Source organism: Clostridium sp. 'White wine YQ' (assembly GCF_028728205.1).
Taxonomy (GTDB): domain Bacteria; phylum Bacillota; class Clostridia; order Clostridiales; family Clostridiaceae; genus Clostridium_T.
Genome location: NZ_JAQYUU010000001.1, coordinates 1,532,972 through 1,558,728, shown reverse-complemented (window position 1 = coordinate 1,558,728; position 25,757 = coordinate 1,532,972). Strand labels below are relative to the sequence as shown.

The window sequence follows — 25,757 nt, the reverse complement described above, 5'->3', positions numbered from 1 at the left end:
ATATAGAAAAAGTGCAGCTTATTAGGATTAAGCTGCACTTACTATTTATTAAGATAGAGATTTTAAATCATTTATAAAGTCATTAACTGCCTGTTCTTTAGTAGCCCAAGATGTTACTAGTCTGATTGATGAAAAATTATCGTCTACTTTTGACCAAACTATAAAAGCGTAGTTTTCTTTTAGCTTTTTAATAATTGAGTTAGGGAATATAGGAAATATCTGATTTGATGGTGAATCAATCAAATACTTATATCCCATAGAATCTATTCCTTCTTTCAGTAAATCAGCCATCTTATTAGCATGCTTTGCTAATTCAAAATATAAGTCATCCTTAAATAGTTCAAGGAATTGTATTCCAAGAACCTTGCCTTTAGCAAGCATTGCACCTTTTTGCTTAATATGGAATCTAAAATCCTCCTTTAAGGAGTTATTACATATAACTAATGCTTCTCCTAAAAGTGCTCCATTTTTTGTTCCACCGATATAAAAGGCATCAGTTAAGTTTGCTAAGTCTGATAATTCTAGATCATTTCCATTTGAGCATAAGGCAGAACCAAGCCTAGCACCATCTAAAAATAAAAATAAATTTTTTTCTTTGCAAAAATAACTTAAGTTTTCAAGTTCTGATTTAGAATATATGGTACCTATTTCTGTTGAATTTGATATATAAACAAGTTTAGGTTTGACCATATGTTCATCAGTGTGCTCATCTAAAGCTAATTGTATGTCGCTAGGTCTTAACTTTCCATCAGGTACATTTATAGAAATAGCTTTATGGCCAGTAGCTTCAATTGCTCCAGTTTCATGAACAAGTATGTGACCAGTATTGGTAGCAATAGCAGCTTCGTGAGGTCTTAGAAATGCTGAAATAGCAGTTAAGTTGGTTTGAGTACCACCTACAAAAAAGTGAATATCTATAGTATCATTTTGAATCTTACTTTTTAAGATCTCTATGGCTTCTAGGGAATATTTATCCTCACCATAACCTTCTGTTTGTTCAAGATTAGACTCTATAAGAGCATTTAATATTCTTGGATGAGCTCCTTCACTATAATCATTTTTAAAACTGTACATTTATTTGCCCCCTTATTATGTGATTAAGAAAATTTCTTATTACAACTCTAAATAACATTTTAGACTATTTTTTAGTAAATTCAAGTAATTTTCAGTCAAACATAATGAAGAGCACTAATTTTACAAATACAATGATTTTTTGTATGCTAAATAATATATTAAATGGAACATGGAACCTTTTATTGTGCTTATTTATCTAAATAGTGTAGGAGGTGAAGAGATGTGGGAATGACAGAAGGTATTATTAACATATATAATACGAATTTTAAAAGAGAACGAGTTAAAGAGATAACTAGAGAGGTATTCGTTGAATTAGTTTTTGAGCAAAAAATTTCTTTATATAGAGTAGCAAAAGGAATACTAAAACATGAGCAGGATGTAGAAGATGTAGTCAGTGAAACGATATTTAAGGCATTTAAAAACTTAAGCAAACTACAAGATAAAAAGAATTTTAAAGCTTGGATTATGAGAATCCTTATAAATGAATGCTATAGAACTTACAACAAGGGTAAGAGAGTAGAACTACAAGAGAATATGGAGAAATATAACCTATCCTATGAAGATGCGTATGAAGGTTATATGATAAATTATATAAATAAGTTGGACAAGGATTCCCAAATAATATTGACACTATTTTACTATGAAGATATGAGTATAAGTGAAATAAGTAAAATTCTGAATGTTTCTGAAGGTACGGTAAAATCACGGCTTAGTAGATCAAAAAAGAAGTTGAAAATTATATTGGAAGATTCTGATTGGAGTGATTTAGATGAGTGATTTTGATGAGATAATTAAGAAGAATATAAACAATGAAAAGTGGGCAGTTCCTAAAAATTTCGATAATAAGATATGTACATTAATGCAAAACTTACCTGATGGTTCTGTGAAAATAAAGAGAAAAGTAAATACACAAAAGTTTATAGCAGTAGCGTGTGTTTTATTAGTTTTCATAATAGGTATTTCGTTTAATTCACCTAGCGTAAAAGCTGCAGTTAATAATGTTATAGGATATTTCAAGGGAAATAACGACTCGAAGTTTTCTGGAGATGAAGTAAGGGTTGAAGCATTGAACAATCCTATAGGAATAGCAGTTAAAGATGAAGGAATTAAGTTTACCGTTGATAATATAGATGTAGATGATAATTTTATATATGTTTTTTATACAGTGGAAAGTGATAAAGAGATTGAAAAAAAAGATTCTACAGATGAGTTGTCAGCATTTTTCAATGAAGCAAATATAAAATATAAAGTAGATGGTAGAGCTTTAGAGTTTGGTGCAAATGATGATTGTGAAGCATATTTTGAATCTGATAGAGTTCTTAAAGGGATGACAAAAGCAAATATATCTTCCGTGAACTTAAAGGATAAATTTAAGCTTGAGATATTAGCTGAGAGCATATTAGGTACAAAAGGGACCTGGAAGATAGAAACAGATGTAGATAAAAGTAAAGTAGCTATAGATAGTAAAATAATTAAACCTAATATTACGACTAATATTAATTTTGGAGATAATATAAATAGAGAAATAACAATAGACAAGGTAATTATATCACCTTTAGGAAATCAAGTAGTAATAACAAGTGACGCAAATATTAAAGATTATTTATTATATTATTTTGCAATAACAGATGATAAAGGAAACTATTCCACAATATTTAATCGTAATATAAATGAGACCTCAAATGGAAAGACAACTATTACTTTTGAGTTTTTGGGTGTTAATAAGAATAGTGAATATTTTAATATAGTACCTATTCATTTTAAGTTCAATTCAAAAGACACTCCAAGTGAACATTTAAATATAGGCAAATTACCTGACACAATAAAATTAAGCGAATATGGTAGTCTGACAATAGAAGATATTAAATTTGATAAAACACATATTAAAATCAGTTATCGCAAAAATGGGGTAGTAACACCATATAATTTCTTTAAGTTCTATGACAAAAATGATAAGGAATTAGAGAAACCTTCGGGGTATAATGAAGAACATCTAGATAGAAGTACAGGTATATATACTTCAACTTTTTATTTAAACAAAGATGATAATAATGACTATTCAGATTATGTTAAGCTTTATAGAACTAAGGATACAGATTTAAAGGTTTTTAAAGATCAAGCAATAAAGATAAATTTAAGATAGAAGATAAAAAATAGTAGCATTATAAAATAGGATGCTACTATTTTTACGTTTATTACTCAAGTCTATAGACAACACTAATCAGGTAATCTATAGTAATATTTATAAAGAACTACAAAATTTTAGAAATAGTTAGTGAGAAAGTTGAATAGAAAGGGTGTAAGTTAATGTCTCATATTTCGAATAAAAATGCCTATAAAAGGCTAGAGGAAAGGCTTAATAGATTTCCACAGGGGGCACCACCATCACAAACTTTATATAAAATACTTAGTATGCTATTTACTGAAAAGGAGGCAGAGCTTGTAGCAATGTTGCCTATTAAACCTTTTTCAGTTAAAACAGCAAGTTATATTTGGAAAATGGACGAAGTTCAGACGGAAAATATTCTTCAAAAATTGGCCTCAAAAGCTATTATTTTAGATATTGATTATGATGGGAAAAAAGAGTATTGTCTTCCTCCGCCGATGTTAGGTTTTTTTGAGTTTTCACTTATGAGAACAAGAGGGGATATTGATCAAAAGACATTATCAGAGCTTTACTATCAGTATTTAAACGTAGAAGAGGACTTTATAAAAGATTTATTTCTCGGAACAGAAACAAAATTTGGCAAAGCATTTGTACAGGAAGGAGTTCTCTCCAGGGAAAATGAACTTGAGATAATGGATTATGATAGAGCGAGCAATGTGATAAAAAATGCAAGATTCATTACAGTAAGTATGTGCTTTTGTAGGCATAAAATGCAGCACTTAGGAAAAGAGTGTGATGCACCAATGGAAACATGTATAACACTTGGAAATCCAGCTTATTCATTAAGCAAAAATGGTTATGGAAGAGCTATAGATGCAGCAGAAGGTTTGGACATTTTAAATATGGCATACGAGCACAATTTAGTTCAATGCGGAGAAAATGTGAGAGAGGATTCCTTGTTCATGTGTAATTGTTGTGGTTGTTGCTGTGAGGGAATGTTAGCTGTTAAAAAGTTTGGCTATGCAAATCCAATTCAAACAACAGCCTTTTTACCTAAAGTTGAAGAAGAAAGCTGCGTAGGTTGTGGAAAGTGTTCAAAGGTTTGCCCTATAGAAGCAATAAAAATAGATTCCATATCTAAGAAGGCAGTAGTCGATGAGAATATATGCCTTGGCTGTGGAGTGTGTGTAAGGAACTGTCCTAAAAAGAGTATTAGTTTAAAAAGTAGAGAAAAAAAGATAATAACACCAGTAAATACCACTCATAGAATAGTATTACAAGCTATCGAAAAAGGTCAGCTTCAAGAGCTTCTTTTTGATAATAAAGCGTTAGCAAGTCATAGAGCAATGGCGGCAGTTTTTTCTTCTATATTAAAGCTTCCACCAATTAATAGAGCTATGGCAAGTAAACAGTTAAAGTCAGTGTATTTAGATAAATTATTAAGCAATCAAAAATAGGGAGAATAGTTATGGATAAATGCCTTATTCATTATTTTTCAGGAACTGGTAACACAAATAGTATGGTTATGTTATTAGCTGATGAATTATATAAAAGTGGATATGAAGCAGATCTAGTTAATATTGAAAAAGATAATGATAGGAAATTAGGTAATTATGAATTACATATATTTTGTTATCCTATCTATGGATTTGGAACACCTGAAATTATGCTTAGGTACATTTCAAATATAAAAAATCCTATTTATAGCAAGGCAGCAATTGTGTGTACCTCAGCCGGGTTCGAAGGACAATCTTTATTCTCATTAAAAAGAATTCTTAGTAAGAAGGGATTTAAAGTAGTTTTAACTGATATGGTTACTTATGATTACAATTGGACTCAAATATTTAATCCTAAACCAAAAGAAAAGCAGAAAGAGATTTTTAGAGAAGCCGAAAAAGAGACAAGGGAAGTTGCAAAAAAACTTATAAATAATGAAACTAGATTCAAGAATAGAAATATCGTGACATTAGCTATTTCATGGATTATTTTTATTATATTTAATAACCTTGGACGTAAATTTTTAGGTAAAACCTATATAGCAGATAATTCATGTAATAACTGTTCGAAATGTAAAAATATTTGTCCAGTAAATGCTATCGAAATGCAGAGTGGTAAACCAAAATGGAGCTGGAGATGTGAAAGTTGTCAAAGATGTATTAATATGTGTCCAAAAAAATCAATTCAATTATCAATTGTAAAATTAACTATATATGGACTTTTTCAGCTTTCCCCAATTTTTCTACTTGCAGAAATAGATAAGAGAATTTATGATTTACCAATACTAATTGATATATTTTCATATTGTGTAATGTTTGGAGTAAACAGCATTCTAGCAAATTTGTTAATAAATATTATGGAAAAGTGCAGCATAACTAGAAAGATCCTTCAGATAAGTTATACAAAGAATTATAGAAGAAATGTAGCTAAAGACTTCTATTTAAGTTAATAATAATTATATAAATAAAAAGAAGAGGCAACGCCTCTTCTTTTTTATTAGAATGCCCAGTTTCCATCCTTAAATATTTGAAATTTTTCTCCTGAATTTGTTATACCAACAATATCTAAGTCTTTTGTTCCAACCATAAAATCTACGTGTGCTAAAGAATCATTTGCTCCTTTTTTTACTAGGTCATCTTTTGATAATCCATCTGAATCTTTTAGACAGAATGGATATGCTTTACCTATGGCAAGGTGGCAAGAAGCATTCTCATCATATAGTGTATTAAAGAATATTACACCAGAATTTGATATTGGAGAATCATATGGAACTAATGCAACTTCCCCTAAGTAATGAGAGCCTTCATCGGTTTCTATTAAGTGTTTTAATGTCTCGTATCCTTCCTCAGCTTCAAAATCAACAATTCTTCCATCCTTAAAGGTTAGAGAAAAATTATTAATTAAGTTTCCACTATAGTTTAATGGCATTGAGGAAACGACTTTACCATTTATGCCTGTCTTTAACGGAAGCGTAAATACTTCTTCTGTAGGCATGTTTGCAACAAAGCTTCTTCCATCAGACATTTTATCTGCACCACCACACCATAAATGATCTTTAGGAAGTTCAATTTTTAAATCGGTTCCTAGAGAATTAGTATAGTGGAGTAGTTTGAAATTCTTTTCATTTAGATAATGCATCTTTTCATCTAAATTTGCTAAATGTTCTTCCCAAGCTTTATCTGGATCTTCTTTATCTATGCGGACAATTTTGAAAATTTGTTCCCATAGTTTAGAAACAGCTTCCTCTTCAGATACATTTGAGAAAACTTTTTTAGCCCAGGCTGTAGTTGGGATTGAAACTATGCTCCAAGGGCATTTATTGCTCATAAGTAAGTCAGAATATTCCCTTAAAGCTATTTGTCTTGCTTTTAATGAAGCTGAAATCTTATTTGCATCAATTCCTTTTAAATTTTCAGGGTCAGAAGCAGAAATGCTTAGGAATGCAGCACCTTTTTTAGCATAGGATAGATAAGAATCAACCATCCAATTTGGTATATCCTCTAGTGCTTCTATTGAGGCATAAGTATAGTTTATTCTTGCGAATTTTTCATCATTCCAATGTATTATTACTTGCTTTGCACCTAATTTATAAGCTTCTTCGGCTATTTGTCTTGCAAAGAAAGCACATTCAATGGGAGAATTGATTACTAAGTATTGATCTTTCTTAACATTAACTCCAGTCTTTACAGCTAATAAAGCATATTTTTTTAATAAATTTTCCATGTTTATACTCCTTAAATGTAAAATATATTTTTCTATATGGTTATATTATAATCTATATGTGTTAAAATTAATAATACTAAGGTGAAGTTTTCCAAGAAAAATAGTATAATTATAATGTAAAAGTGTTTATACAATATGGAGGAAGTTATGGAAAGAGTATTACTTATAGATTCAAATTCAATCATGAATAGAGCCTTTTATGCACTACCACCACTTACTAATAGTGAAGGGCTACATACAAATGCGATTTATGGATTTGCAAATATGATTTTTAAGATAGAAGATGAAATACAGCCTGATTACATAATAGCGACTTTTGATAGAAAAGCGCCTACATTTAGACATGAAGAATACACAGATTATAAAGCAGGTAGAAAAAGAATGCCAGATGAATTAGCAGAACAATTTCCAGTTGTGAAGGACATGTTGGCTCTTCTTGGTATACCTGTTTTTGAATTAGATGGTTTTGAAGCAGATGACTTACTTGGAACTATTTCAAAACTTGGAGAAGAAAGTGATAAAGAAGTTTATATTTTGACAGGAGATAGAGATGCTCTGCAATTAGCCTCTGATTCAACAAAGATAATTATTACTAAAAAAGGTGTTTCAGAGAAAGAAATATATGACCATAAAAAAATGATAGAAGATTTTGGTGTAACTCCTACTCAATTTATTGATGTAAAAGGATTAATGGGAGATAAATCAGATAATATTCCAGGGGTTCCTGGTATAGGTGAAAAGACTGCATATAAATTGATTCAAACTTATGGAACCTTAGAGAATGTTCTAGATAATATTGAAGAAATTAGTGGTAAGAAGATTAAAGAAAACCTTGAAAATCATAGAGAAGATGCAGTGTTTAGTAAGAGACTTGCGACTATTATGAGAAATGTGCCTGTAGATTTCACTTGGGAAGATAAAAAACATAAAGAGCATATTAATAATGCCGAAGTAAGAAATTTATTTCTAAAACTAGGAATGAAGTCTTTACTAGGAAGATTTGAGGTTTCAGAAGAAAAAGAAGAAGTTGAAAAAATTCCAGTTAAGATTATAGATAGTTTGAAAGATTTTAAGGAACTTGTTTCAAGCATCAAAAAAGAAGTATATATAGTATCTCAACTTATAAATGAAGAATTATATTCAAAAATTAATATAGATAAATTATTTATAAGTACAGAGCTTGGAGATTATGAAGTAAAAGCATTGGATATTGAAAAAGAAAATAGAGAAGAGTATATTAAATTACTTAAGAAAATATTTGAAAATGATAATATAATAAAATACTCATACGGAATAAAGAATACTCTTACTGTTTTAAGAAAGTTTAATATAGAACCAAAAGCAATAGAATTTGACGTGGAATTAGCTGCATATATAATAGACTCCTCAAAAGGAAAGTATCCATTAGAAGTTCTAATTGGAGAATATTTAGGTAAGGAACTAAAAGGCTCACAAGAAGAAATGAAAGCTGATGGAGTACATTATCTAAAAGACCTTTCTAATATATTTATAGAAAGGTTAAAGGCTGATGATATGGAGGAACTTTACTATAAGGTAGAACTTCCATTAGCAGATGTTCTATCAGCTATGGAATGTGAGGGCTTTAAAGTAAATAAAAATATGTTAGAAGAGCTTTCAGTCACTTTTAAAAAGGAGATTGAAGAGACTGGGGCTAAGATATATGAATTAGCAGGGGAAGAGTTTAATATAAATTCGCCTAAGCAGTTAGGTAAAATATTATTTGAAAAGTTAGATTTACCACCTGTTAAAAAGACTAAAACAGGCTACTCAACTAATGCTGAGGTATTAGAGAAGCTTGTAGATAAACACCCTATAATTAAGGAAATTACTTATTTTAGACAAATATCTAAAATATATTCAACATATATTGAAGGATTAAAGAATGTTATAGATTCAGATGGACATATACATTCAAGTTTTAACCAAACAGTTACAACAACAGGTAGATTAAGTTCTACAGAACCAAATCTTCAGAATATACCTATAAAGTATGAAATGGGTAGAGCAATAAGAAAAGTATTTATACCAAATAATGAAGATGATCTAATTCTATCTGCAGACTATTCTCAAATTGAGTTAAGAGTGTTAGCTCATATGTCTGGAGATGAAAATATGATAAATGCCTTTAAAGAGGATATAGATATCCATACAAAGACTGCATCAGAAGTTTTTAAAGTACCACTAGAAGAAGTAACTTCACTAATGAGAGGTAGAGCAAAGGCAGTTAATTTTGGAATAGTATATGGTATTTCTGATTTTTCGCTTGCACAAGATTTAGGTATTACAAAAAAAGAAGCAGGCGAATATATGAACATCTACTTTGATAGATACCCTAAAATAAAAGGATATTTAAATGGAGTGATAGAAAAAGCAAACGAAGATGGGTATGTTCATACAATATTAAATCGTAGAAGATTTATACCTGAAATAAAAGCTTCAAATAAGATTTTAAAGGCTTTAGGGGAAAGATTAGCTATGAATGCACCCATTCAAGGAAGTGCAGCAGATATTATAAAAATAGCTATGATAAAAGTTTATGATAAGCTTAGAGAAAAGAATTTAAAAAGTACATTGATATTACAAGTTCATGATGAACTTATATTAAACGTTAAGCCTAATGAGCTAGAGGAAGTTAAAAAACTAGTAAAAACAGAAATGGAAAATGTTTTAGAGTTAAGTGTTCCTTTAGAAGTTGACTTGAATGTTGGTCACAATTGGTATGACGCAAAATAGGAGTGAGTAAAATGTTAAAGGTCGGACTAACTGGAGGAATTGCATCAGGAAAAAGTACAGTTTCAGGATTCTTAAGAGAATCAGGATTTCAGATAATAGATGCAGATGCAATAGCTAAGGATGTACTTAAAAAATATCCTGAAATATTAAAGAGAGTAAGAGTAGAATTTGGGGAAGGTTTTTTTGACTGGAGAGGAGAATTTAGAAGAAAAGAATTTGGTAATCATATTTTTAGGTTTCCAAGACTAAGAATAAAGTATGAAGAGATAATTCTACCATATATATTAAAAGAAATTGATTTAGCATTCTCAGAAAAAGAAAAAAAAGGTGAGAAAGTAGTTATTTTGGATGCTCCAACATTAATAGAAAATAAACTTCATGAGTCAATGGACCTAGTAATTCTAGTATGGGTAGACCATAATACTCAAATCGCAAGGCTTAAGGAAAGAGATAAGTTAAATCAAAGTGAAGCTCTTCAAAGAATAAATTCACAAATGAATTTAGAAAAGAAAAAGGATTTTTCAAACATAATTGTTGATAATTCAAAAGACATAGCATCAACTGCAGTTCAGGTAAAAGATTTAGTTGAAATATTAAATAGTTATAAGTAATTCTATGGGAGACAATAATGAAATTAAAGAGAGTATTTATAGTAGTTTTGACTCTAATAGCTATTGTATTGATTTCAAGAGAAATTATATATAATACTTTATATCCGCTTAAATATAAGGGTTATATTTTGAAATATTCAAAGGAAAATGGCTTAGATCCATATTTAGTGATGTCTGTAATTAATACTGAAAGTAAGTTTAATAAAGACGTAGCTTCTAAGAAGCAGGCCATTGGTCTTATGCAATTGACCGAACCTACAGCTGAATGGATTGCAAAGTCAATGAATAATAATAACTTTAAAAGTGAAGATCTATTTGATCCAGAAAAAAATATACAAATGGGTTGTTGGTATTTAAAAAACTTACAAGAGGAGTTTGGTACAACTGAATTAGTTTTGGCAGCATATAATGCAGGAAGAGGTAATGTAAGTAAATGGCTAAATAACTCCGATATATCAAAGGATGGGAAGAATCTGCATAATATTCCCTATGGTGAAACAGATAAATATATTAAAAAGGTTAAGGTAAATTATAATATATATAAACTTTTATATAAAACATAGTTTATAATTAGATGTAATATAATCAAATATGACAGAAGGGAAGTTATAATAACTTCCCTTTTTATATTGCCTAAAAGGATAAACTTTTTGTAACATGGAAAACTATATATAATTCTTCAGTAGCATTTGGAGGTTTATATGAAAAAGTATTTTTTAACTGTTACACTAATCATAATTTTTATTGTCATAGGAATAAAAATAGCACCAATAATTAGAGATAAGACTTCTCTATTCAAAAATGATGTTGCTTATATTGCAAAGGCAGAAAATAAAAGTTTTTATGTCTATAAATATGGAAGATGGAAAAAAGAATTTATTAAAGGAGTAAATCTTGGACTTGGAAAACCAGGACATTTCCCAGGTGAATTAGCCTTGACAAAAGATGAATACCTTAATTGGTTTAAGGAAATAAGTAATATGAATTCAAGTACGATAAGAGTTTATACAACACTTAAACCTGAATTTTATGAAGCTTTATATGAATATAACAAGAAAAATTTTAATCCAATATATGTTATGCAAGGAGTTTGGGTTAATGAAGAGGATATGGCAACTATTGGGAACGCTTTTGATAAAAAAATATTGGATACCGTTAAGGAAGACACTAAAAATTTAATTGATATAATTCACGGAAATGCTGAACTTAAAGAACAGAGAGGGTTTGCTAGTGGGAAGTACACCCATGACGTCTCAAATTATATTTCTGCATGGATACTTGGTATTGAATGGGATCCTGAGTTTGTAATTAGTACAAATGAAAAGAATGAGGATAAAAAATCTTATGATGGTAAGTATATTTATACAAAAGACGCCTCACCATTTGAAAATTGGCTTGCAGAGATTCAGGATTATGCAATTAAATATGAAACTGATAAGTATAAAATGCAAAGACCTACAAGCTTTACTAATTGGGTAACTACAGATTTGCTAAGCCATCCAAATGAACCCTTACCCAAAGAGGACTTGGTTCCAGTAAATCCAATGCATATTTTAAGTAAAGAAAATTTCAAACCAGGACTTTTTGCATCATATCACATTTATCCCTATTACCCAGACTCAATGAATTATCAAAAAGAATATATTCAAAATAAAAATGGAGAGGTTAATACCTACAAAGCTTATTTAGAGGATTTGATAAAGGAGCATAACATTCCTGTATTAGTAGCAGAATTCGGAATTCCAGCATCTAGAGGCAAGGCACATGAGAATATTCATACTGGTTTTAATCAAGGAGAGGTAGATGAAAAATCTCAAGGAGAAATGGAAGTATCAATGCTACAAGATATTTATAACACGGGTTATGCAGGTGGACTCGTTTTTACATGGCAAGATGAATGGTTTAAGAGGACTTGGAATACCATGGATTTAGATATACCAGATAGAAGACCCTTTTGGTCAAATCCGCAAACAAATGAACAGGAGTTTGGAGTTTTGGCTTTTGACCCAGGAGAAAAGGAAAGTATTTGCTATGTGGATGGAAATATTAAAGAGTGGATTAATAATAAGAATGTTTCTAAAACTAATAGTGCGGAACTGTATGTTAAGTCTGATGAAAAATATATATATTTTTGGGTAAAGAAAAAAGATTTACAGATATTTAAGGATAAAATCATTATTTCCATAGATACTTTAAAAAATAGTGGAAATAGTTATTATAAAGATTTTAATTTAAATTTAAATATGGGATCAGAATTTCTAATTGTTATAAATGGGAGAGATAACTCCAGAGTAATTGTAGATAGCTATTATGATTCATTTTATTATATATATTCAAAACTCGGAATGATTGATGTAAATCCAGACTTTGATGTTAAAAATAGCGGAACTTTTAATCCAATATATCTGTGCTTAAATAGAGAGCTGAAGTTACCGCAGGATAAGAGAGTGATTCCATTTACTAAATACGAAACTGGTAAATTATTTTATGGTAATGGGAACCCTAAAAACAAGGAATTTAATTCCTTAAGTGATTTTTACTCTAATGGAGATAATATAGAAATAAGAATTCCTTGGCAACTATTTAATGTGATGGATCCATCAGAAAAAATGATAATGAATGATTTGCATATAGAGGGCATAAAACCTGTAAAAGCACAAAACTTTCAGATAGGGTTAAGCATATTAAAAGCAGATGGAGCATTAGAAAGTGGAAATGTTGGAACTTATAACTGGGAAGAGTGGCAATTCCCAAAATATCACGAAAGATTAAAGCCATCGTACTATATTTTAAAAGATGCATTTAAAAGAATTGGAGCGAGTTAAATGTTAGTAAATATTAATGAATCTAAAGGAAGTATTCTATTTTTTACTCATAATGAAAAAAAACTTCCCAATTGGGTGGTAGAATGCAATATCTATGGATTTGGGGTTTTGGTAGAAAGCATAAAAGATTTTATGGAGGACAAGGAAGAAGTTTTTTTAGATTTATTAGAAGAAAGTATTAGCTTAATAATTATTGAAGATGATATTGAAAAAATATCCTTTGAATTATATAAGAAACTAAGAAAAGAAGAAAAATTTAAAAAGATACCCATAGTGTTTCTTGGAGAGTTTTATAATGAAGCTAAACTAGAAGTGATGGAAATGGGAGCAATAGATTATTTTAAGGAAACAATAAATTCAAAAGAATTAGTCTTAAAAATAAAGAATATTGTAAGCATTTATAATGAATATGTTAATTCATTAATATATGATACTCTAACAGGAACCTATACAGTTTCTTACGGAAAAAAATTGCTTAATAAAGAGAGGGATATATCTAAGAAAGATAAATCAAAGTTATCAATTTTAATAGTTGATATAGATGATTTATCATCTATTAATAAGAAAATCGGGAAATTAGCAGGAAATGATGTTATTAAAAAAATAACAAGTATCTTAATGGACAGAATAGAGCTAAGAGACTTTATATTTAGAGTAGCTGGAGGAAAGTTTTTAATGGCATTTCCCAATAAAGCTTCATTATATGTGCTTAAGCTTGGAGATGAGATTGCAAATGAAGTTAGGAAGCTATCTAATGAATTTAATACTGAAATAAGTATTACCGGAAATGTTAGAGAACTCCAAGAAGAGGAAGATATTTTAAAAATAGCGCTAATTGAATTATTGAAATTTAAGAAAAAGGAAAGAGGAAAAGTATATTTAAGTGATAAAAATATTGAATTAAATTTAAAGAGTATTCTTATCATAAACGAAGACAAGGAATTTTTGAAAATAATTAAAAAAAGATATAAAAATAAAGATTTTAATGTATACACAGCAAATGATGTAGAGACTTTACAGAAGATATTATCATTACATTTAATAGATATTGTTATAACAGAGTTTATACTTCCAGGAATGACTGGGGTTGAAATAATAAGAGAAGTTAAAAATGCAAATAAAGATACTAAAATTCTAGTGTTTACCCTGCAAAAAAGTGAAGCATTAATTGATAGAGCATTTAATGAAGGAGCAGATGATTTTTTAAGCAGACCTGCTTCACCAATTGAATTAGATGCAAGGATTAATAAGTTGTTACAGAAGAGGTAATATGGAGAGATTAGTTTATTATTCAATTGTATTTTTTATAGGATTTATACTTATTTTATATATTTACTTAGTTTATCAAAAATTTTTGGAAAAATATATTCATAAAAAGTCCAATAGCTATTATAAGGATATAGTAGATTTTTTTGATGAGCTTATGATTAATTTAGAGAATAGAGAGGGTACTATTGAAGAAATTCAAGAATTAAGTAAGCTAGTAAAAAATAAGCTTAAACGAAGGATCATAATTGACAGAATTGCTTTTTACGGTAACATTTACACTGGAGTAGTATCAAAAAGAATGAGTGATGTATGTTATAAAACAGGACTTCTAGAATATGAATTTAAAAATTTAAAAAGCAGAGATTATTTTAAAGTGGCCCATTCATGCAAAAATCTTGGAATATTTAAAAATGAAGCTGCCACAGAAAATCTATTAAAAGCCCTTAGAATAAGATCCATTGACATAAGATATAACGTGTTAATGGCATTAACTAAAATAGGCAATAAAGAAGCTTTGATAGAGGCCTTTAATATTTTAGGCAATAAATTTAACTTAAGTGAGAGAGCTTTAACTGAAATAATAGATAGTTTTGAAGGAGATAAGTTAGGATTATTTAATAAAATGCTTGATTTCCCTAATGTATTTGTATCTACTGTATTTATAAAAACTACAGGAGGATACATGGTCCCTACATTAAATGAAAATATAGCAAGATTTATTAATAATGAAAATAAAGAAAAAAGAATTGCAGCAATAAAAGCAATTGGAAAAACCGGTGATACTAGGTTTATGGATCAAATATTAAATAAGTTAAAAGATAGAAATTGGGAGGTAAGAGCTGCAGCTGCAAAAGCTCTTGGAACTATGCAAGATGAAAGAGCACTAGATGCCTTAATTAATGCACTTTCTGATAGTGAATGGTGGGTTAGATATAATTCTGCTAATTCAATTATAAATATAAGAGCTGGGATAAATAAACTTAGAGAAATATTTATGAGTGATGATGAATTTGCAAAAGACAGCATTGTATCTGCTCTTGAGGGAAGTGGTTTAACTCAAGAAATTTTTGTGTTCCAATATTCAAGAGAGCAAAATAAAAAAGAGTTATACGAGCTATTTTCAGAATATTTATCAAAGAAAGAAAGTTAGGTGAAATATGGACTGGAGTATTATTGGAAGAATTATTTACAGTTTTAATAATTTTATTTTATATTATGTTTTATTAATTAATTCTATATATTTCATTCAATTGATACTATCTGCCTTTAGTTTATCGGATTATATTAAGAAGATAGTATATTCTGACTATAAAAAATACGGTTCATCAGAAAATATGCTGCCTATTTCCGTGTTAGTTCCTGCTTATAATGAAGAAGAAACCATTGTTGACAATATTAAGTCCTTGTTATCTCTTAACTATTCTAATTTTGAAATTATAGTAATAAATGATGGTTCCAAAGATGAAACCTTAAAAAAAGTAATTGAAGCTTTTGATTTAGGTATGCTAAAACAACCAATACGATATAGGGTTAAAACTCAAAATATAAAAGGAATTTTCAAAAATATAGATATACCCAATTTAGTTTTGGTTGATAAAGAAAATGGAGGAAAAGCTGATGCACTAAATGCTGGAATAAATGTATCTAAGTATCCTATTTTTGCTGCAATTGATGCTGATTCAATAATTGAAAGTGACTCATTAATAAGAGTTACAATGCCCTTTATTGAAAATAAAGCAACTATTGCTGTTGGAGGAATTGTGAGAATTGCTAATGGAAGTTCTATAAGAGATGGAATTATAAAAAAAATAGAGCTTCCTAAAAATAGGATAGCAATGTTTCAGATTATTGAATATTTAAGAGCATTTCTAACTGGAAGAATGGGATGGGATGCTATGGGATCTCTGCTTATAATATCTGGAGCCTTTGGCGCATTTAGTAAGGCAGAAGTTATAGAAGTAGGGGGATATAGTGTAGGGACTATAGGAGAAGATATGGAACTTGTAATGAAATTACATGAATATATGCTTGCCAATAAGAGGCAATATAAGGTAAAATTTATACCAGATCCTGTATGTTGGACACAAGCTCCAGAAAGAATAAAAGATTTGAAAAGTCAGAGAGTAAGGTGGCAAATAGGACTTATGGACAGCTTGTTTAGACACAAGAAAATCCTATTTAATCCTAAATACGGCTCTATAGGTTTTATTGCAGCTCCATATTTTTGGATATTTGAAATGATAGGGCCATTAGTTGAGGTCATTGGTTATTTTTTAATTCCACTTTCCTTTGTTTTTGGATTTTTAGACTTAAGGTTTTTTATTCTTTTTCTTACTGCATCGATACTTTATGGAATCATTTTATCGATAGGAGCAATTTTGCTCGAAGAGTATACATTTAATAAATATCCAAGTTTAAGACAATTACTTCGTTTGAGTTTTTTTGGAGTTTTAGAGAATTTTGGATATAGGCAGCTTACAGTATTATTTAGATTAGAAGGAATTATAAAATTTAGAAAGAAGAGAAATAGTTGGGGGAAGATTAAGAGAAAAGCTTTTTCCTAATTGGTGAGGGTATATGAAGAAACATAAAATCATAAAAATTATATTAATTATAATGATAGCTATATTTTCTGTGACTTTTGTTATTGTTAAACCGTATATTTTTAAGCTGAATTTAAATATATCATGGAAAACAGAAGAAAAGTCAAAAGAAGAAGTTTTAAGTTATAACTTTTTAAAAAGTAAAATGTATAAGGATGGATATGGAGTATATACAAATTATATTGATGAACCTGATCAAGGAGATATAACCAAAGGACATACAGTTTTATCTGAATCTCAAGGGTTATGGATGCTATATCTAATAAATTCTGGGGAAAAAGATTCATTTGATAGCAATTATAACATAGTAAAGAATAAAATGAGCTTAAAAAATGGATTGATTTCTTGGAGATATAATGAAAGTGAAACTACAAAAGCTTCATCTACAATTGATGATTTAAGAATAGTAAAAAGCTTGCTTTATGCATATGATAGATGGGGGGACTTTAAGTATAAGTATCTTGCTATTAGTATATCACAAGATATCTTAAAGAACGTATCAAAAGGCGGCTATATATTTGATTTTAACGATGGCACAACAATGAGTAACCTTGTCCAATTATGTTATTTAGATTTTAAAACTATGGAATTATTGGAGAAATCGAACTCTAAATGGAAGAAAATTTATAATAATTCTTTAGATATAGTAAAGAATGGACAACCTGTAAAAGGAGTGCCCTTATTTAAGAAAAGTTATTTGCCAAAAGAAAACAAGTATTCAGATGAAAAAGACGTAGAACTATTGTACTCACTTATAGTACTCAAAAACCTTCAATCTGCTGGAGTTGATATTTCAAAGGAGCTTGATTGGCTGTGGAATGAATTTAGTAAAGAAAATAAGTTGTATATAAAATATGATTTTAACGGGAATAGAACAAGTGATTATGAGTCTACTTCATTATATTCAATATGTGGAGAGATATTTGCAAATGCAAATAGACAAACTGAGGCTAATGCAATAAAGAAAAGAATGTTAGAATTCCAAGTTAAAAATGAAAATAGTGAGATCTATGGTTCATTTGGAAATGAACAAACTAAAGCAGTATATTCCTATGATAATTTGAATGCACTAATTTTTCTAGCTAAAAAGAATGCAGACTTATAGTATTACAATTGACAAAAGATTATAAAAAAATTATTATATATAAGTAATACTTTATTAGCAGGTGTGCTGGAATTGGCAGACAGGCACGTTTGAGGGGCGTGTGTTCAACGGACGTACGGGTTCAAGTCCCGTCACCTGCACCAGAAGAATAATCAAACACATGATGTACTGACAAAAAAGTGCATTATGTGTTTATTTTTATTTTAATAATAAAAATTTAAGGAGTGTCTTGGTTTTATTTCCACTAATAAAGAGGTGTAGTTAATTAATATATACAGATAATAGTAATGATTAATTGTATGACCATGTATTAAGGAGGAACTAAAATGGCACATAGAAATAATAAAATATTAGTACCAGAAGCAAAGGAAGGGTTACATAAGGTTAAAGTAGAAACATCAAAAGAAGTGGGAGTAGATTTAAATAAAGAATATAATGGAGACATAACAACCAAAGAAGCAGGAAAAATAGGAGGACCATTAGGTGGGCAGATGGTTAAAAAAATGATTGAAGATTTTGAGAAAAAACTTTAAAAGTACTTTTCAAGTAGGGGCGATATTTTTTAAAATACTGCCCCTATTAGGTATAAAGAAAATTCATTCTAAAATTTGAGAAATTCCCATTGCAATCATTAGTATACCAGCTAGAACAGTAGCAATTCTTTTGTCAATTTTAAATTTGCCTAAAAGTTCTATAGCATAATTGCCAGATATAAATATTAGAAAACTTACGAAGAAGAAAGCTAAGCCTACAGCAAGCGGATGATAGCCTGCCAAACCAACTCCTACGGAACCACCTATGTCGTCTAGTGCTAAAGCAAGTCCAATAGAAATGGATTCCTTATAACTTAAAGTTTTTACTTGGTCCGTTTTATCTTTTTTCTTTAAAAAGGGTTCAAGCATAATTTTGATACCAGTTCCTGAGATTAGAAGCATACTAAGGAATGAGGCTACATTGTCGCTTAAGAAATTAGAGATTAAGCTGCCAGAGAGAGAGGAAATAAAAGCAACAGTAAATGCCATTAAAGAGATAAGAAAATTTTTCTTAAGCTGAACCGTAATTCCTCCAATACTATAGGCAATTCTTATTCCAATATTATCAAAACTATTAATAAGGGCTATTAATAGTAAATACAGAGTAGTTTGCAGCATAGTCTTCACCACCTTATATTTAAGTACAGACTTGTTATCGAGAGCTATATAAATTAATGGTGGTAAGTTATCCTTGAATATATGATATGTAAAATATGCAAAGTTGTGTTATATTTTAGAAAAAAGAATTTTATTAGGTCTATTTTTGAAGTATAATAAGAAAAAATATATTTAGAAAGGAGAGGAATAGTTTGGAGACAGATAAAAAAACTACAATAACTGTTGAAACCACAATTAATGAACAAGTAGAAAAAGTATGGAAGTATTGGACAGAACCGGAACATATAAAAAAATGGAATAGTGCTTCAGAGGATTGGCATACTCCTTTTGCTGAGAATGATTTAAGAGCGGGAGGTAAATTCCTTTCTAGGATGGAAGCAAAAGATGGAAGCTTTGGATTTGATTTTGGTGGAGTATATGATGAAGTAAAATTAAATGAATTAATATCATATACAATGGGAGATGGTAGAAAAGTAAGGATATCATTTGCTAATAAATCAAATAAGACCATAGTTATCGAAACTTTTGAAGCAGAAGACACTAATTCAATTGAACTCCAACAAAGAGGATGGCAGTCAATCTTAGATAACTTTAAAAAGTATGTAGAGGGAAAAAATAACACTCAGTAAAAACCATAAAGGAAAGCTCTGATTGTAGCAAATAACAAAGGGAGCTTTCCTTTAATTTATTTTTCATAATCTTTATTTTGTTTCATTACATTAAGATCAGAATCAATTTCATAGCGAAGTTTATTCATTGCTTGACAGTCTTCACAGCTAAAATCAGGAATAGACCAATTAATTTCTGATTGATGGAAAACACCATCATAATTAGCACCTTTAGCTATGTATTTATTTTGGCTGCTTGTAAGTGTTATCGATTTTCCACCACTATATTTTATTGCCACAGGTCCCTCTATAGTTGAATCAGATTCATTACTAAAGCTTCTATCTTTTGGAACGAAGAAACCGAAGCATTCCCATCCCTGAGGAGTAGTTTTACCTGTATGAAGTACATACCAGGAAGTATCATATTTTCCACCATCAGTTGCCTTAGGCGGTCCATATACTAAAATTTGTTCAGATGTTGAATTAGTAATTGTACAATAGTTTGAAGTAGTATTATGACCAACATTAGTTTTTTCACGAGAAATAGTACTTTGTGCACTCATTTTTCTACCTCCAGTCAATTATTTTTAAAAATTATTATATATAAGTTTTTATTTCTCTAGATTGAGTAATATTTTTGATTTCTTTACTATAATTTTTATCATTGAGATGAGTATGATTAAGTAAATCATTTGATTCAACAGAATTAATAGTAGTCATATCAATTAATTCTTTGATAACCTTGGTACTAGAATTAAGCTCATTTTTAAGTAAATTTTCTGTGCTATTTTGTACCATTGAAATAGCCTCCTTAATAAAAATTATTACTTTATTAGTATGTCATAATTTAAAAAAATAAATCTGGTAAGGTTTTCTTATAATAAAAATCGTCAAGGCGATTGATTTCTAAAGAGTAAAAAAACCTTCTTATTTAAGAATAAGAAGGTCTTCAATAAATTTTATTTTAAATTTATTTATATAATCCGAATCCAGTTATAATTAATTTATCCCAATCAGTTCCTTCATCATTGATCCATGTATATTCTATACTAAGTTCTTTAAGCCAAGCGTTAAGACCACTACTTTTCTTACTTACATTTGGTGATTGTCTTCCAAACTTTTCTTTTATAATATCTAACAATTGAGCTTGATCTTCTTTTCCTAGTTCTTTATCTAGCATTGATTCTATAACTTCGCGACATTCTAGATAGCACTTATGATCCTCAGCATATATTTCATTAGCCAATAATTGTCTCTTATTGTTTAAGGTTTCAACTACCTGATGTATTTCTTCTGTATTTGATAAATACTTCTTAGCAGTATTCATGGCAGCAATCTCATTATCAATTCTATTTATTGCTCTTTCTAACTTTTCATTTCTCATTATATAATCTCACTTTACTTTTTTATTTGTCATTACTTTATGACAATAAATAATTATATCATTATATTAATAAAATTCATAATTTATATTTTAGCGTACTTGACAAACCCTTCCTACAGATGTAGTCTGTAGATAAGGACTACAATTGTAGGAAGGAGATATTATATTGAACGAAGTGAATTATAAGATATCAGATGCAGAATGGGTAGTTATAAACGTATTATGGGAAGAATCACCGCTTACATCAACAAAGATTATTGAGGCTCTTAAGCCTAAAACTGACTGGAAACCTAAAACTATTCATTCATTAATTGATAGATTGGTAAAAAAAGGGGTAGTTGGTGTAGATAAGGAGTGTTCTCAATTTGAATTTTATCCTTTAGTAGAAAAGAGAGATTGCGTAATGGAGGAGACTAGATCTTTTATAAAAAAGGTTTATGATGGTTCAGTGCATTTAATGGTATCAAATTTTATCAAAAATGAAAAATTATCTCAAAATGAGATAGAAGAACTTCAAAAGTTACTTGATCAAAATAGAAAGTAATGAAAGGCAGTTGAAAGATTGTGAATTTAGAGAAGTTATTTGAACAAATCCTTCTTCTTTCAATTATGGGAAGTATTATAGCAGTTGCTATATTGATTTTTAAAGGAATTTTTAAAGATAAGCTTAGTGCAAAATTTCATTATTATATTTGGATTTTGCTTTTATTCAAACTTTTAGTACCTATGAATTATCAAAGCCAATTAAATCCAATTAATTATTTTAATATTCAATCTGAAAAATATAATATATCTTCAATTACGAATGATACAATCACAAAAAGCTTTAATTTAGATCCCAATATAGTAAATCAAAGTAGTAGGGAAATAAGTACTAATGATGTAGCTGTTTCAGGTAATTCTTTAGGATTTAATATGAAAACAGCATCTTTGATTTGGATAATAGGAATGGTAGTAATTCTACTTTATATAGTAATTGTGAATTTAATTATATTAAATAATATAAAGAGAAGTAATCGTTGTAAAAGAGAGGATATAAAAGAAATACTAAAAGAATCTAAAGAAAAACTAAATGTAAGTTCAAATATATCAATTATTTATGATGAACATTTAAAATCACCTTACGTTTATGGAATCATAAAACCAAAGATAGTAATATCACAACAAATTTTAAGCAAGCTAGAGAAAGAAGAGCTAAAATATGTTTTCTTACATGAAGTTACTCATATAAAAAGGAAAGATTTAATAGTAAATGTATTTATTTTATTGCTACAAGCTATATATTGGTTTAATCCATTAATATGGTATTCGTTATACAGATTTAAACAAGATTGCGAAGTTGCTTGTGATGCAACAGCTCTTAAAACATTAAATGTTTATGAAGCTCGAGAATATGGGCAAACTATAATTAATATGCTTAAAATAAATACAAAGTCAAAAAGGTTATTAGGCACATTAGGATTTGCAAATAAATATAGCAAAAGGAGAATAGTTATGATCACATTGTTTAACAAAAGATCAGCTTTACGCACAGCTATAGGGATTATTACAGCATTTACAGTAATCTTTATGGTAGGATGTTCAAGCATAAATAAATCTTCAAATAATGATTCGCAAAATAGTAATGTAGCTCAAAGTGATAATAATCAAAATGAAGTTAATAATGATAATTCATCATCAAATAGTAATGAGGTTAATAACTCAGGAAATAATTCAAGTACTCCGCCTAGACATAGTCCTATTCTAATCTCAGAACAAGAACTTATAAAAGATTTGGCTAAGCAAGGTAAAATTATAAATTGTGACTTTCCAGCTAAGACAACAAATCTTCAGGATATAGAAAAAGCTTGGGGAAAAGCAGATAAATCAGAATGGGTTGGAGCAGCTAAAGGTATGTATACCACTTATTCAAAGCGTAATGTAGTCTTTGGAACAAATAAAGGTGATCAGGTATTTGAAGTTAGATCATATGATAAAAAGTTAAATGATCTTACACTTGAAATGGTAAAAAACTATTTTGGAAAGCCTGCATATGATGTAAAGTCAAATGGTGAAGAAATTTTGGGCTATGTAGCAAGTAAAGATTTTAAAATATTATTTGTTTTTTCAGGTACATCAGGTAGCAATGATACTAAATTAGATCATTATTCAGTCTTATATCCTAAGGGCACAGTTAACAATATGGCAGATGACCCAGGTAGAGAGTGGTAAGATATGATTATGAGGGAAGCTTATTGATAAGGCTTCCCTCATTTTTGATTTTGAGGCTTTTGTGATATTATATTTGATATTAGAACAGATAATGTGGAGGTAATAAATGAATATACAGATATTTGGAACAAAGAAATGTTTTGATACACAAAAGGCAGAAAGATATTTTAAAGAAAGAAAAGTAAAATATCAATTTATAGATTTAAATCAAAAAGCTATAAGTAAAAGAGAATTGGAAAGCATAAAGGCAGCGGTAGGTCTTGATAAGCTTATAAATGAAAAAGCAAAGGAATATAAAACTTTAAATTTAGATAAGATTAGGGGTGAAGGAGTAAGAGAAGAGTTACTACTAAATAACCCTAAATTATATAAAACGCCTATAGTTAGAAATGGTAAAAATGCAACAGTAGGATTTGAACCTAGCATATGGAAAGAGTGGGAGTAGTTAAAGTAATAGGAAATATATAATCCCCAGAAATAAATTGATAACATTAACAGTTTGATATATAATATTAATAAATAATGATTATCGATTGATAAATGGAGGATAAATTTATGAAATGGTATAAGAACATGAGAATTAAACAAAAATTAGTTATTTCCTTTTTGGTATTAACATTCTTTATTGTTGTAGTTGGTGGTTTTGGTGCTTATGGAATAAAAAGTATCAACTCAAATGTAGACACTCTTTATAATGATAATTTTACAACACTAAAAAATGTTGAAAAAATTAATTCTAATATTCTAGTTTCAAGATTGGATATAATTAATTTAGTAGAAAGCAGAGATTCAAATAATGTTGATAAAACACTAAATAGTATTAATCAAATTAGAACTGAAGATAATAATATTTTAGCGGACTATGAAAAAACAAATCTTTCAGAAAATGAAAAGGTGCTGCTATCTAACCTTAAAGATAGTTTGAAGAAATACAGGGTAGCTGTTGATGATACAATTAATCTAATGAAAGATAAGAAATATGATGAAGCAATGGAATTAAGCAAGAATACTGCATCCATTAGAGCGGATATAACTTCATCTGTAGATAAATTAATAACAGAAATAAATAGTCAAGCTTTTGCAGAAAAGGAATCGAGTAATTCAATTTCTAAATCAACACTATATTTAATGATAGCATTATCTATAGTAGCAACTTTAGTGGGAATAGTTATGGCTATAATCATATCTCAATCTATTGCTAAAAGTATAAAAAAGGTGTTAAGTCTTGCTAAGTCTCTTGAAACAGGAGATTTGTCACATAAAATAGAGGTGGATTCTAAAGATGAATTAGGAATCTTATCAGAGGCTTTAAATAATGCAACAGAGAATGTAAGAATGCTGGTATCTCAAATTTCAGATAGTGCCTATAGCATAAGTTCTAGTAGTGAAGAATTATCTGCAACTTCGGAAGAGGTTTCTTCAAGGATGGAAATAGTAAATGAATCTACTGAACAGATAGCTAAGGGATCTCAAGACTTAAGTGCAACAACAGAAGAGGTTAGTGCATCTACGCAAGAGATAGGTTCAACAACAAATGAACTTGAACATAAAGCAAATGATTCTTATAAGTCTGTTATTGAAATCAAAAATAGGGCAGTAGATTTAAAAACTAAGGCTACAAAGAATATTGAAGCAAATGAGATAATATACAGAGAAAAGAGTCAGCATATTATAAATGCTATTAAAGAAGGTAAGGTTGTAGATGAAGTTAGAATTATGGCAGATTCTATTGGTGAAATAGCATCGCAAACTAATTTATTAGCTTTAAATGCAGCTATTGAGGCAGCAAGAGCTGGAGAGCAGGGAAAAGGTTTTGCAGTTGTTGCTGATGAAATAAGAAAACTAGCTGAGCAATCAGCTGAAGCTGTAGCACAAATTCAAAACATGGTGGTACAAGTTAGAAATGCCTTTGCTAATCTTTCTGCAGGTGGTCAGGATATTTTAGAGTATTTAGCTAATGATGTTAGTCCAAGCTTTGAATTATTATTAAATACTGGAATCCAATATGAAAAGGATGCTGAATTTGTAAATGGAATAATTGAGGATATTGCAAAATCTTCAAAACAAATAAATGAAGTAGTTGGACAAGTTGCGGATGCCATTGAAAATGTTACTGCAACTGCTGAAGAATCAGCGGCTGGTTCAGATGAGATTTTAAGAAGTATTAATGAGATTACAGCCTCAATAAATGATGTTTCTAAAGCGTCACAAAGTCAAGCTGAGCTTGCTATGAATCTTAATGAAATGGTTAAAAAATTTAAAATATAATAATACATAATTAAAGGAGCTAATACGCTCCTTTTTTTACATGAAAAGATGTATAATGATAATTAAT

Annotated in this window: 24 protein-coding genes and 1 tRNA gene; 19 read left to right on the top strand and 6 right to left on the bottom strand. The window is 29.3% G+C overall.

Going from position 1 to position 25,757, the window contains the following annotated elements; genetic code table 11:
* Positions 1–48: 48 nt before the first annotated feature.
* On the bottom strand, positions 49–1,074 hold the full coding sequence (locus PTZ02_RS07855; protein WP_274227236.1) for a threonine aldolase family protein: 1,026 nt from the start codon (positions 1,072–1,074) through the stop codon (positions 49–51).
* Positions 1,075–1,302: 228 nt separating this feature from the next.
* On the opposite strand from PTZ02_RS07855, the gene PTZ02_RS07850 reads away from it, so the two are divergent.
* The 4 genes from PTZ02_RS07850 (at position 1,303) to PTZ02_RS07835 (ending at position 5,627) form a co-directional block, all read left to right on the top strand.
* A complete protein-coding gene (locus PTZ02_RS07850) occupies positions 1,303–1,851 on the top strand; it encodes an RNA polymerase sigma factor (RefSeq protein ID WP_274228078.1) in 549 nt (182 codons plus the stop codon).
* On the top strand, positions 1,844–3,217 hold the full coding sequence (locus PTZ02_RS07845; RefSeq protein WP_274227235.1) for a DUF4179 domain-containing protein: 1,374 nt from the start codon (positions 1,844–1,846) through the stop codon (positions 3,215–3,217). The genes PTZ02_RS07850 and PTZ02_RS07845 overlap by 8 nt, the downstream gene beginning before the upstream one ends.
* 164 nt (positions 3,218–3,381) lie before the next feature.
* Positions 3,382–4,638: a 4Fe-4S dicluster domain-containing protein gene (locus PTZ02_RS07840; protein WP_274227234.1), complete on the top strand. Its 1,257-nt coding sequence runs from the start codon at positions 3,382–3,384 to the stop codon at positions 4,636–4,638.
* 11 nt (positions 4,639–4,649) lie between these two features.
* Entirely contained in the window at positions 4,650–5,627 is a 978-nt protein-coding gene (locus PTZ02_RS07835; RefSeq protein WP_274227233.1) for an EFR1 family ferrodoxin, read from the top strand.
* Between the two features lie 47 nt (positions 5,628–5,674).
* On the opposite strand, the gene PTZ02_RS07830 is transcribed toward PTZ02_RS07835, so the two are convergent.
* A complete protein-coding gene (locus tag PTZ02_RS07830) occupies positions 5,675–6,901 on the bottom strand; it encodes an aminopeptidase (protein ID WP_274227232.1) in 1,227 nt (408 codons plus the stop codon).
* Between the two features lie 147 nt (positions 6,902–7,048).
* Between PTZ02_RS07830 and polA the strand changes: the two genes are divergently transcribed.
* The 10 genes from polA (at position 7,049) to PTZ02_RS07780 (ending at position 18,601) form a co-directional block, all read left to right on the top strand.
* On the top strand, positions 7,049–9,655 hold the full coding sequence (gene polA / locus PTZ02_RS07825; RefSeq protein ID WP_274227231.1) for a DNA polymerase I: 2,607 nt from the start codon (positions 7,049–7,051) through the stop codon (positions 9,653–9,655).
* Between the two features lie 11 nt (positions 9,656–9,666).
* Entirely contained in the window at positions 9,667–10,266 is a 600-nt protein-coding gene (coaE, locus tag PTZ02_RS07820) for a dephospho-CoA kinase (protein WP_274227230.1), read from the top strand.
* A gap of 17 nt (positions 10,267–10,283) precedes the next feature.
* Entirely contained in the window at positions 10,284–10,829 is a 546-nt protein-coding gene (locus PTZ02_RS07815) for a lytic transglycosylase domain-containing protein (RefSeq protein ID WP_274227229.1), read from the top strand.
* A 138-nt stretch (positions 10,830–10,967) separates the two neighbouring features.
* Positions 10,968–13,091, top strand: a complete 2,124-nt coding sequence (locus PTZ02_RS07810) for a family 2 glycosyl transferase (RefSeq protein WP_274227228.1) — start codon at positions 10,968–10,970, stop codon at positions 13,089–13,091.
* Entirely contained in the window at positions 13,092–14,360 is a 1,269-nt protein-coding gene (locus PTZ02_RS07805; RefSeq protein WP_274227227.1) for a response regulator, read from the top strand.
* Between the two features lies 1 nt (position 14,361).
* A complete protein-coding gene (locus tag PTZ02_RS07800; protein ID WP_274227226.1) occupies positions 14,362–15,510 on the top strand; it encodes a HEAT repeat domain-containing protein in 1,149 nt (382 codons plus the stop codon).
* A 7-nt stretch (positions 15,511–15,517) separates the two neighbouring features.
* The gene (locus tag PTZ02_RS07795) at positions 15,518–16,924 is read left to right on the top strand and encodes a glycosyltransferase family 2 protein (RefSeq protein ID WP_274227225.1); all 1,407 of its coding nucleotides are present in this window, start codon (positions 15,518–15,520) and stop codon (positions 16,922–16,924) included.
* A gap of 13 nt (positions 16,925–16,937) precedes the next feature.
* Positions 16,938–18,068, top strand: a complete 1,131-nt coding sequence (locus PTZ02_RS07790; protein ID WP_274227224.1) for a glycosyl hydrolase family 8 — start codon at positions 16,938–16,940, stop codon at positions 18,066–18,068.
* Between the two features lie 57 nt (positions 18,069–18,125).
* Positions 18,126–18,211, top strand: a tRNA-Leu gene (locus tag PTZ02_RS07785).
* A 183-nt stretch (positions 18,212–18,394) separates the two neighbouring features.
* On the top strand, positions 18,395–18,601 hold the full coding sequence (locus tag PTZ02_RS07780) for an alpha/beta-type small acid-soluble spore protein (protein WP_274227223.1): 207 nt from the start codon (positions 18,395–18,397) through the stop codon (positions 18,599–18,601).
* Positions 18,602–18,664: 63 nt separating this feature from the next.
* Here the strand turns inward: PTZ02_RS07780 and PTZ02_RS07775 are convergent, their stop codons facing one another.
* A complete protein-coding gene (locus PTZ02_RS07775) occupies positions 18,665–19,219 on the bottom strand; it encodes a manganese efflux pump (RefSeq protein WP_274227222.1) in 555 nt (184 codons plus the stop codon).
* Between the two features lie 191 nt (positions 19,220–19,410).
* Here PTZ02_RS07775 and PTZ02_RS07770 point away from each other — a divergent pair, with 191 nt between their 5' ends.
* On the top strand, positions 19,411–19,848 hold the full coding sequence (locus PTZ02_RS07770) for an SRPBCC family protein (protein WP_274227221.1): 438 nt from the start codon (positions 19,411–19,413) through the stop codon (positions 19,846–19,848).
* A 56-nt stretch (positions 19,849–19,904) separates the two neighbouring features.
* Here PTZ02_RS07770 and PTZ02_RS07765 read toward each other — a convergent pair whose 3' ends face one another.
* From PTZ02_RS07765 to PTZ02_RS07755, 3 genes are all read right to left on the bottom strand, one after another.
* Positions 19,905–20,390: a hypothetical protein gene (locus tag PTZ02_RS07765; protein WP_274227220.1), complete on the bottom strand. Its 486-nt coding sequence runs from the start codon at positions 20,388–20,390 to the stop codon at positions 19,905–19,907.
* Between the two features lie 34 nt (positions 20,391–20,424).
* Positions 20,425–20,625 carry a hypothetical protein gene (locus PTZ02_RS07760; protein WP_274227219.1) on the bottom strand — a complete coding sequence of 67 codons (201 nt, stop codon included), beginning with the start codon at positions 20,623–20,625 and terminating at the stop codon, positions 20,425–20,427.
* Positions 20,626–20,797: 172 nt separating this feature from the next.
* A complete protein-coding gene (locus PTZ02_RS07755) occupies positions 20,798–21,211 on the bottom strand; it encodes a hypothetical protein (RefSeq protein WP_274227218.1) in 414 nt (137 codons plus the stop codon).
* A 166-nt stretch (positions 21,212–21,377) separates the two neighbouring features.
* Here PTZ02_RS07755 and PTZ02_RS07750 point away from each other — a divergent pair, with 166 nt between their 5' ends.
* The 4 genes from PTZ02_RS07750 to PTZ02_RS07735 all read left to right on the top strand — a co-directional run bounded on the left by PTZ02_RS07750 (position 21,378) and on the right by PTZ02_RS07735 (position 25,690).
* On the top strand, positions 21,378–21,755 hold the full coding sequence (locus PTZ02_RS07750) for a BlaI/MecI/CopY family transcriptional regulator (protein ID WP_274227217.1): 378 nt from the start codon (positions 21,378–21,380) through the stop codon (positions 21,753–21,755).
* 20 nt (positions 21,756–21,775) lie between these two features.
* Positions 21,776–23,422 (top strand): M56 family metallopeptidase, encoded by a 1,647-nt coding sequence (locus PTZ02_RS07745; protein WP_274227216.1) that lies wholly within the window; start codon positions 21,776–21,778, stop codon positions 23,420–23,422.
* A gap of 106 nt (positions 23,423–23,528) precedes the next feature.
* Positions 23,529–23,867 (top strand): arsenate reductase family protein, encoded by a 339-nt coding sequence (locus PTZ02_RS07740; RefSeq protein WP_274227215.1) that lies wholly within the window; start codon positions 23,529–23,531, stop codon positions 23,865–23,867.
* A 110-nt stretch (positions 23,868–23,977) separates the two neighbouring features.
* Positions 23,978–25,690 (top strand): methyl-accepting chemotaxis protein, encoded by a 1,713-nt coding sequence (locus PTZ02_RS07735; RefSeq protein WP_274227214.1) that lies wholly within the window; start codon positions 23,978–23,980, stop codon positions 25,688–25,690.
* Positions 25,691–25,757 lie beyond the last annotated feature (67 nt).

Coding starts and splice junctions, on each gene's coding strand:
- PTZ02_RS07855 (WP_274227236.1), bottom strand. CDS start 1,074: ATGTACAGTTTTAAAAATGATTATAGTGAAGGAGCTCATCCAAGAATA.
- PTZ02_RS07850 (WP_274228078.1), top strand. CDS start 1,303: ATGACAGAAGGTATTATTAACATATATAATACGAATTTTAAAAGAGAA.
- PTZ02_RS07845 (WP_274227235.1), top strand. CDS start 1,844: ATGAGTGATTTTGATGAGATAATTAAGAAGAATATAAACAATGAAAAG.
- PTZ02_RS07840 (WP_274227234.1), top strand. CDS start 3,382: ATGTCTCATATTTCGAATAAAAATGCCTATAAAAGGCTAGAGGAAAGG.
- PTZ02_RS07835 (WP_274227233.1), top strand. CDS start 4,650: ATGGATAAATGCCTTATTCATTATTTTTCAGGAACTGGTAACACAAAT.
- PTZ02_RS07830 (WP_274227232.1), bottom strand. CDS start 6,901: ATGGAAAATTTATTAAAAAAATATGCTTTATTAGCTGTAAAGACTGGA.
- polA (WP_274227231.1), top strand. CDS start 7,049: ATGGAAAGAGTATTACTTATAGATTCAAATTCAATCATGAATAGAGCC.
- coaE (WP_274227230.1), top strand. CDS start 9,667: ATGTTAAAGGTCGGACTAACTGGAGGAATTGCATCAGGAAAAAGTACA.
- PTZ02_RS07815 (WP_274227229.1), top strand. CDS start 10,284: ATGAAATTAAAGAGAGTATTTATAGTAGTTTTGACTCTAATAGCTATT.
- PTZ02_RS07810 (WP_274227228.1), top strand. CDS start 10,968: ATGAAAAAGTATTTTTTAACTGTTACACTAATCATAATTTTTATTGTC.
- PTZ02_RS07805 (WP_274227227.1), top strand. CDS start 13,092: ATGTTAGTAAATATTAATGAATCTAAAGGAAGTATTCTATTTTTTACT.
- PTZ02_RS07800 (WP_274227226.1), top strand. CDS start 14,362: ATGGAGAGATTAGTTTATTATTCAATTGTATTTTTTATAGGATTTATA.
- PTZ02_RS07795 (WP_274227225.1), top strand. CDS start 15,518: ATGGACTGGAGTATTATTGGAAGAATTATTTACAGTTTTAATAATTTT.
- PTZ02_RS07790 (WP_274227224.1), top strand. CDS start 16,938: ATGAAGAAACATAAAATCATAAAAATTATATTAATTATAATGATAGCT.
- PTZ02_RS07780 (WP_274227223.1), top strand. CDS start 18,395: ATGGCACATAGAAATAATAAAATATTAGTACCAGAAGCAAAGGAAGGG.
- PTZ02_RS07775 (WP_274227222.1), bottom strand. CDS start 19,219: ATGCTGCAAACTACTCTGTATTTACTATTAATAGCCCTTATTAATAGT.
- PTZ02_RS07765 (WP_274227220.1), bottom strand. CDS start 20,390: ATGAGTGCACAAAGTACTATTTCTCGTGAAAAAACTAATGTTGGTCAT.
- PTZ02_RS07760 (WP_274227219.1), bottom strand. CDS start 20,625: ATGGTACAAAATAGCACAGAAAATTTACTTAAAAATGAGCTTAATTCT.
- PTZ02_RS07755 (WP_274227218.1), bottom strand. CDS start 21,211: ATGAGAAATGAAAAGTTAGAAAGAGCAATAAATAGAATTGATAATGAG.
- PTZ02_RS07740 (WP_274227215.1), top strand. CDS start 23,529: ATGAATATACAGATATTTGGAACAAAGAAATGTTTTGATACACAAAAG.
- PTZ02_RS07735 (WP_274227214.1), top strand. CDS start 23,978: ATGAAATGGTATAAGAACATGAGAATTAAACAAAAATTAGTTATTTCC.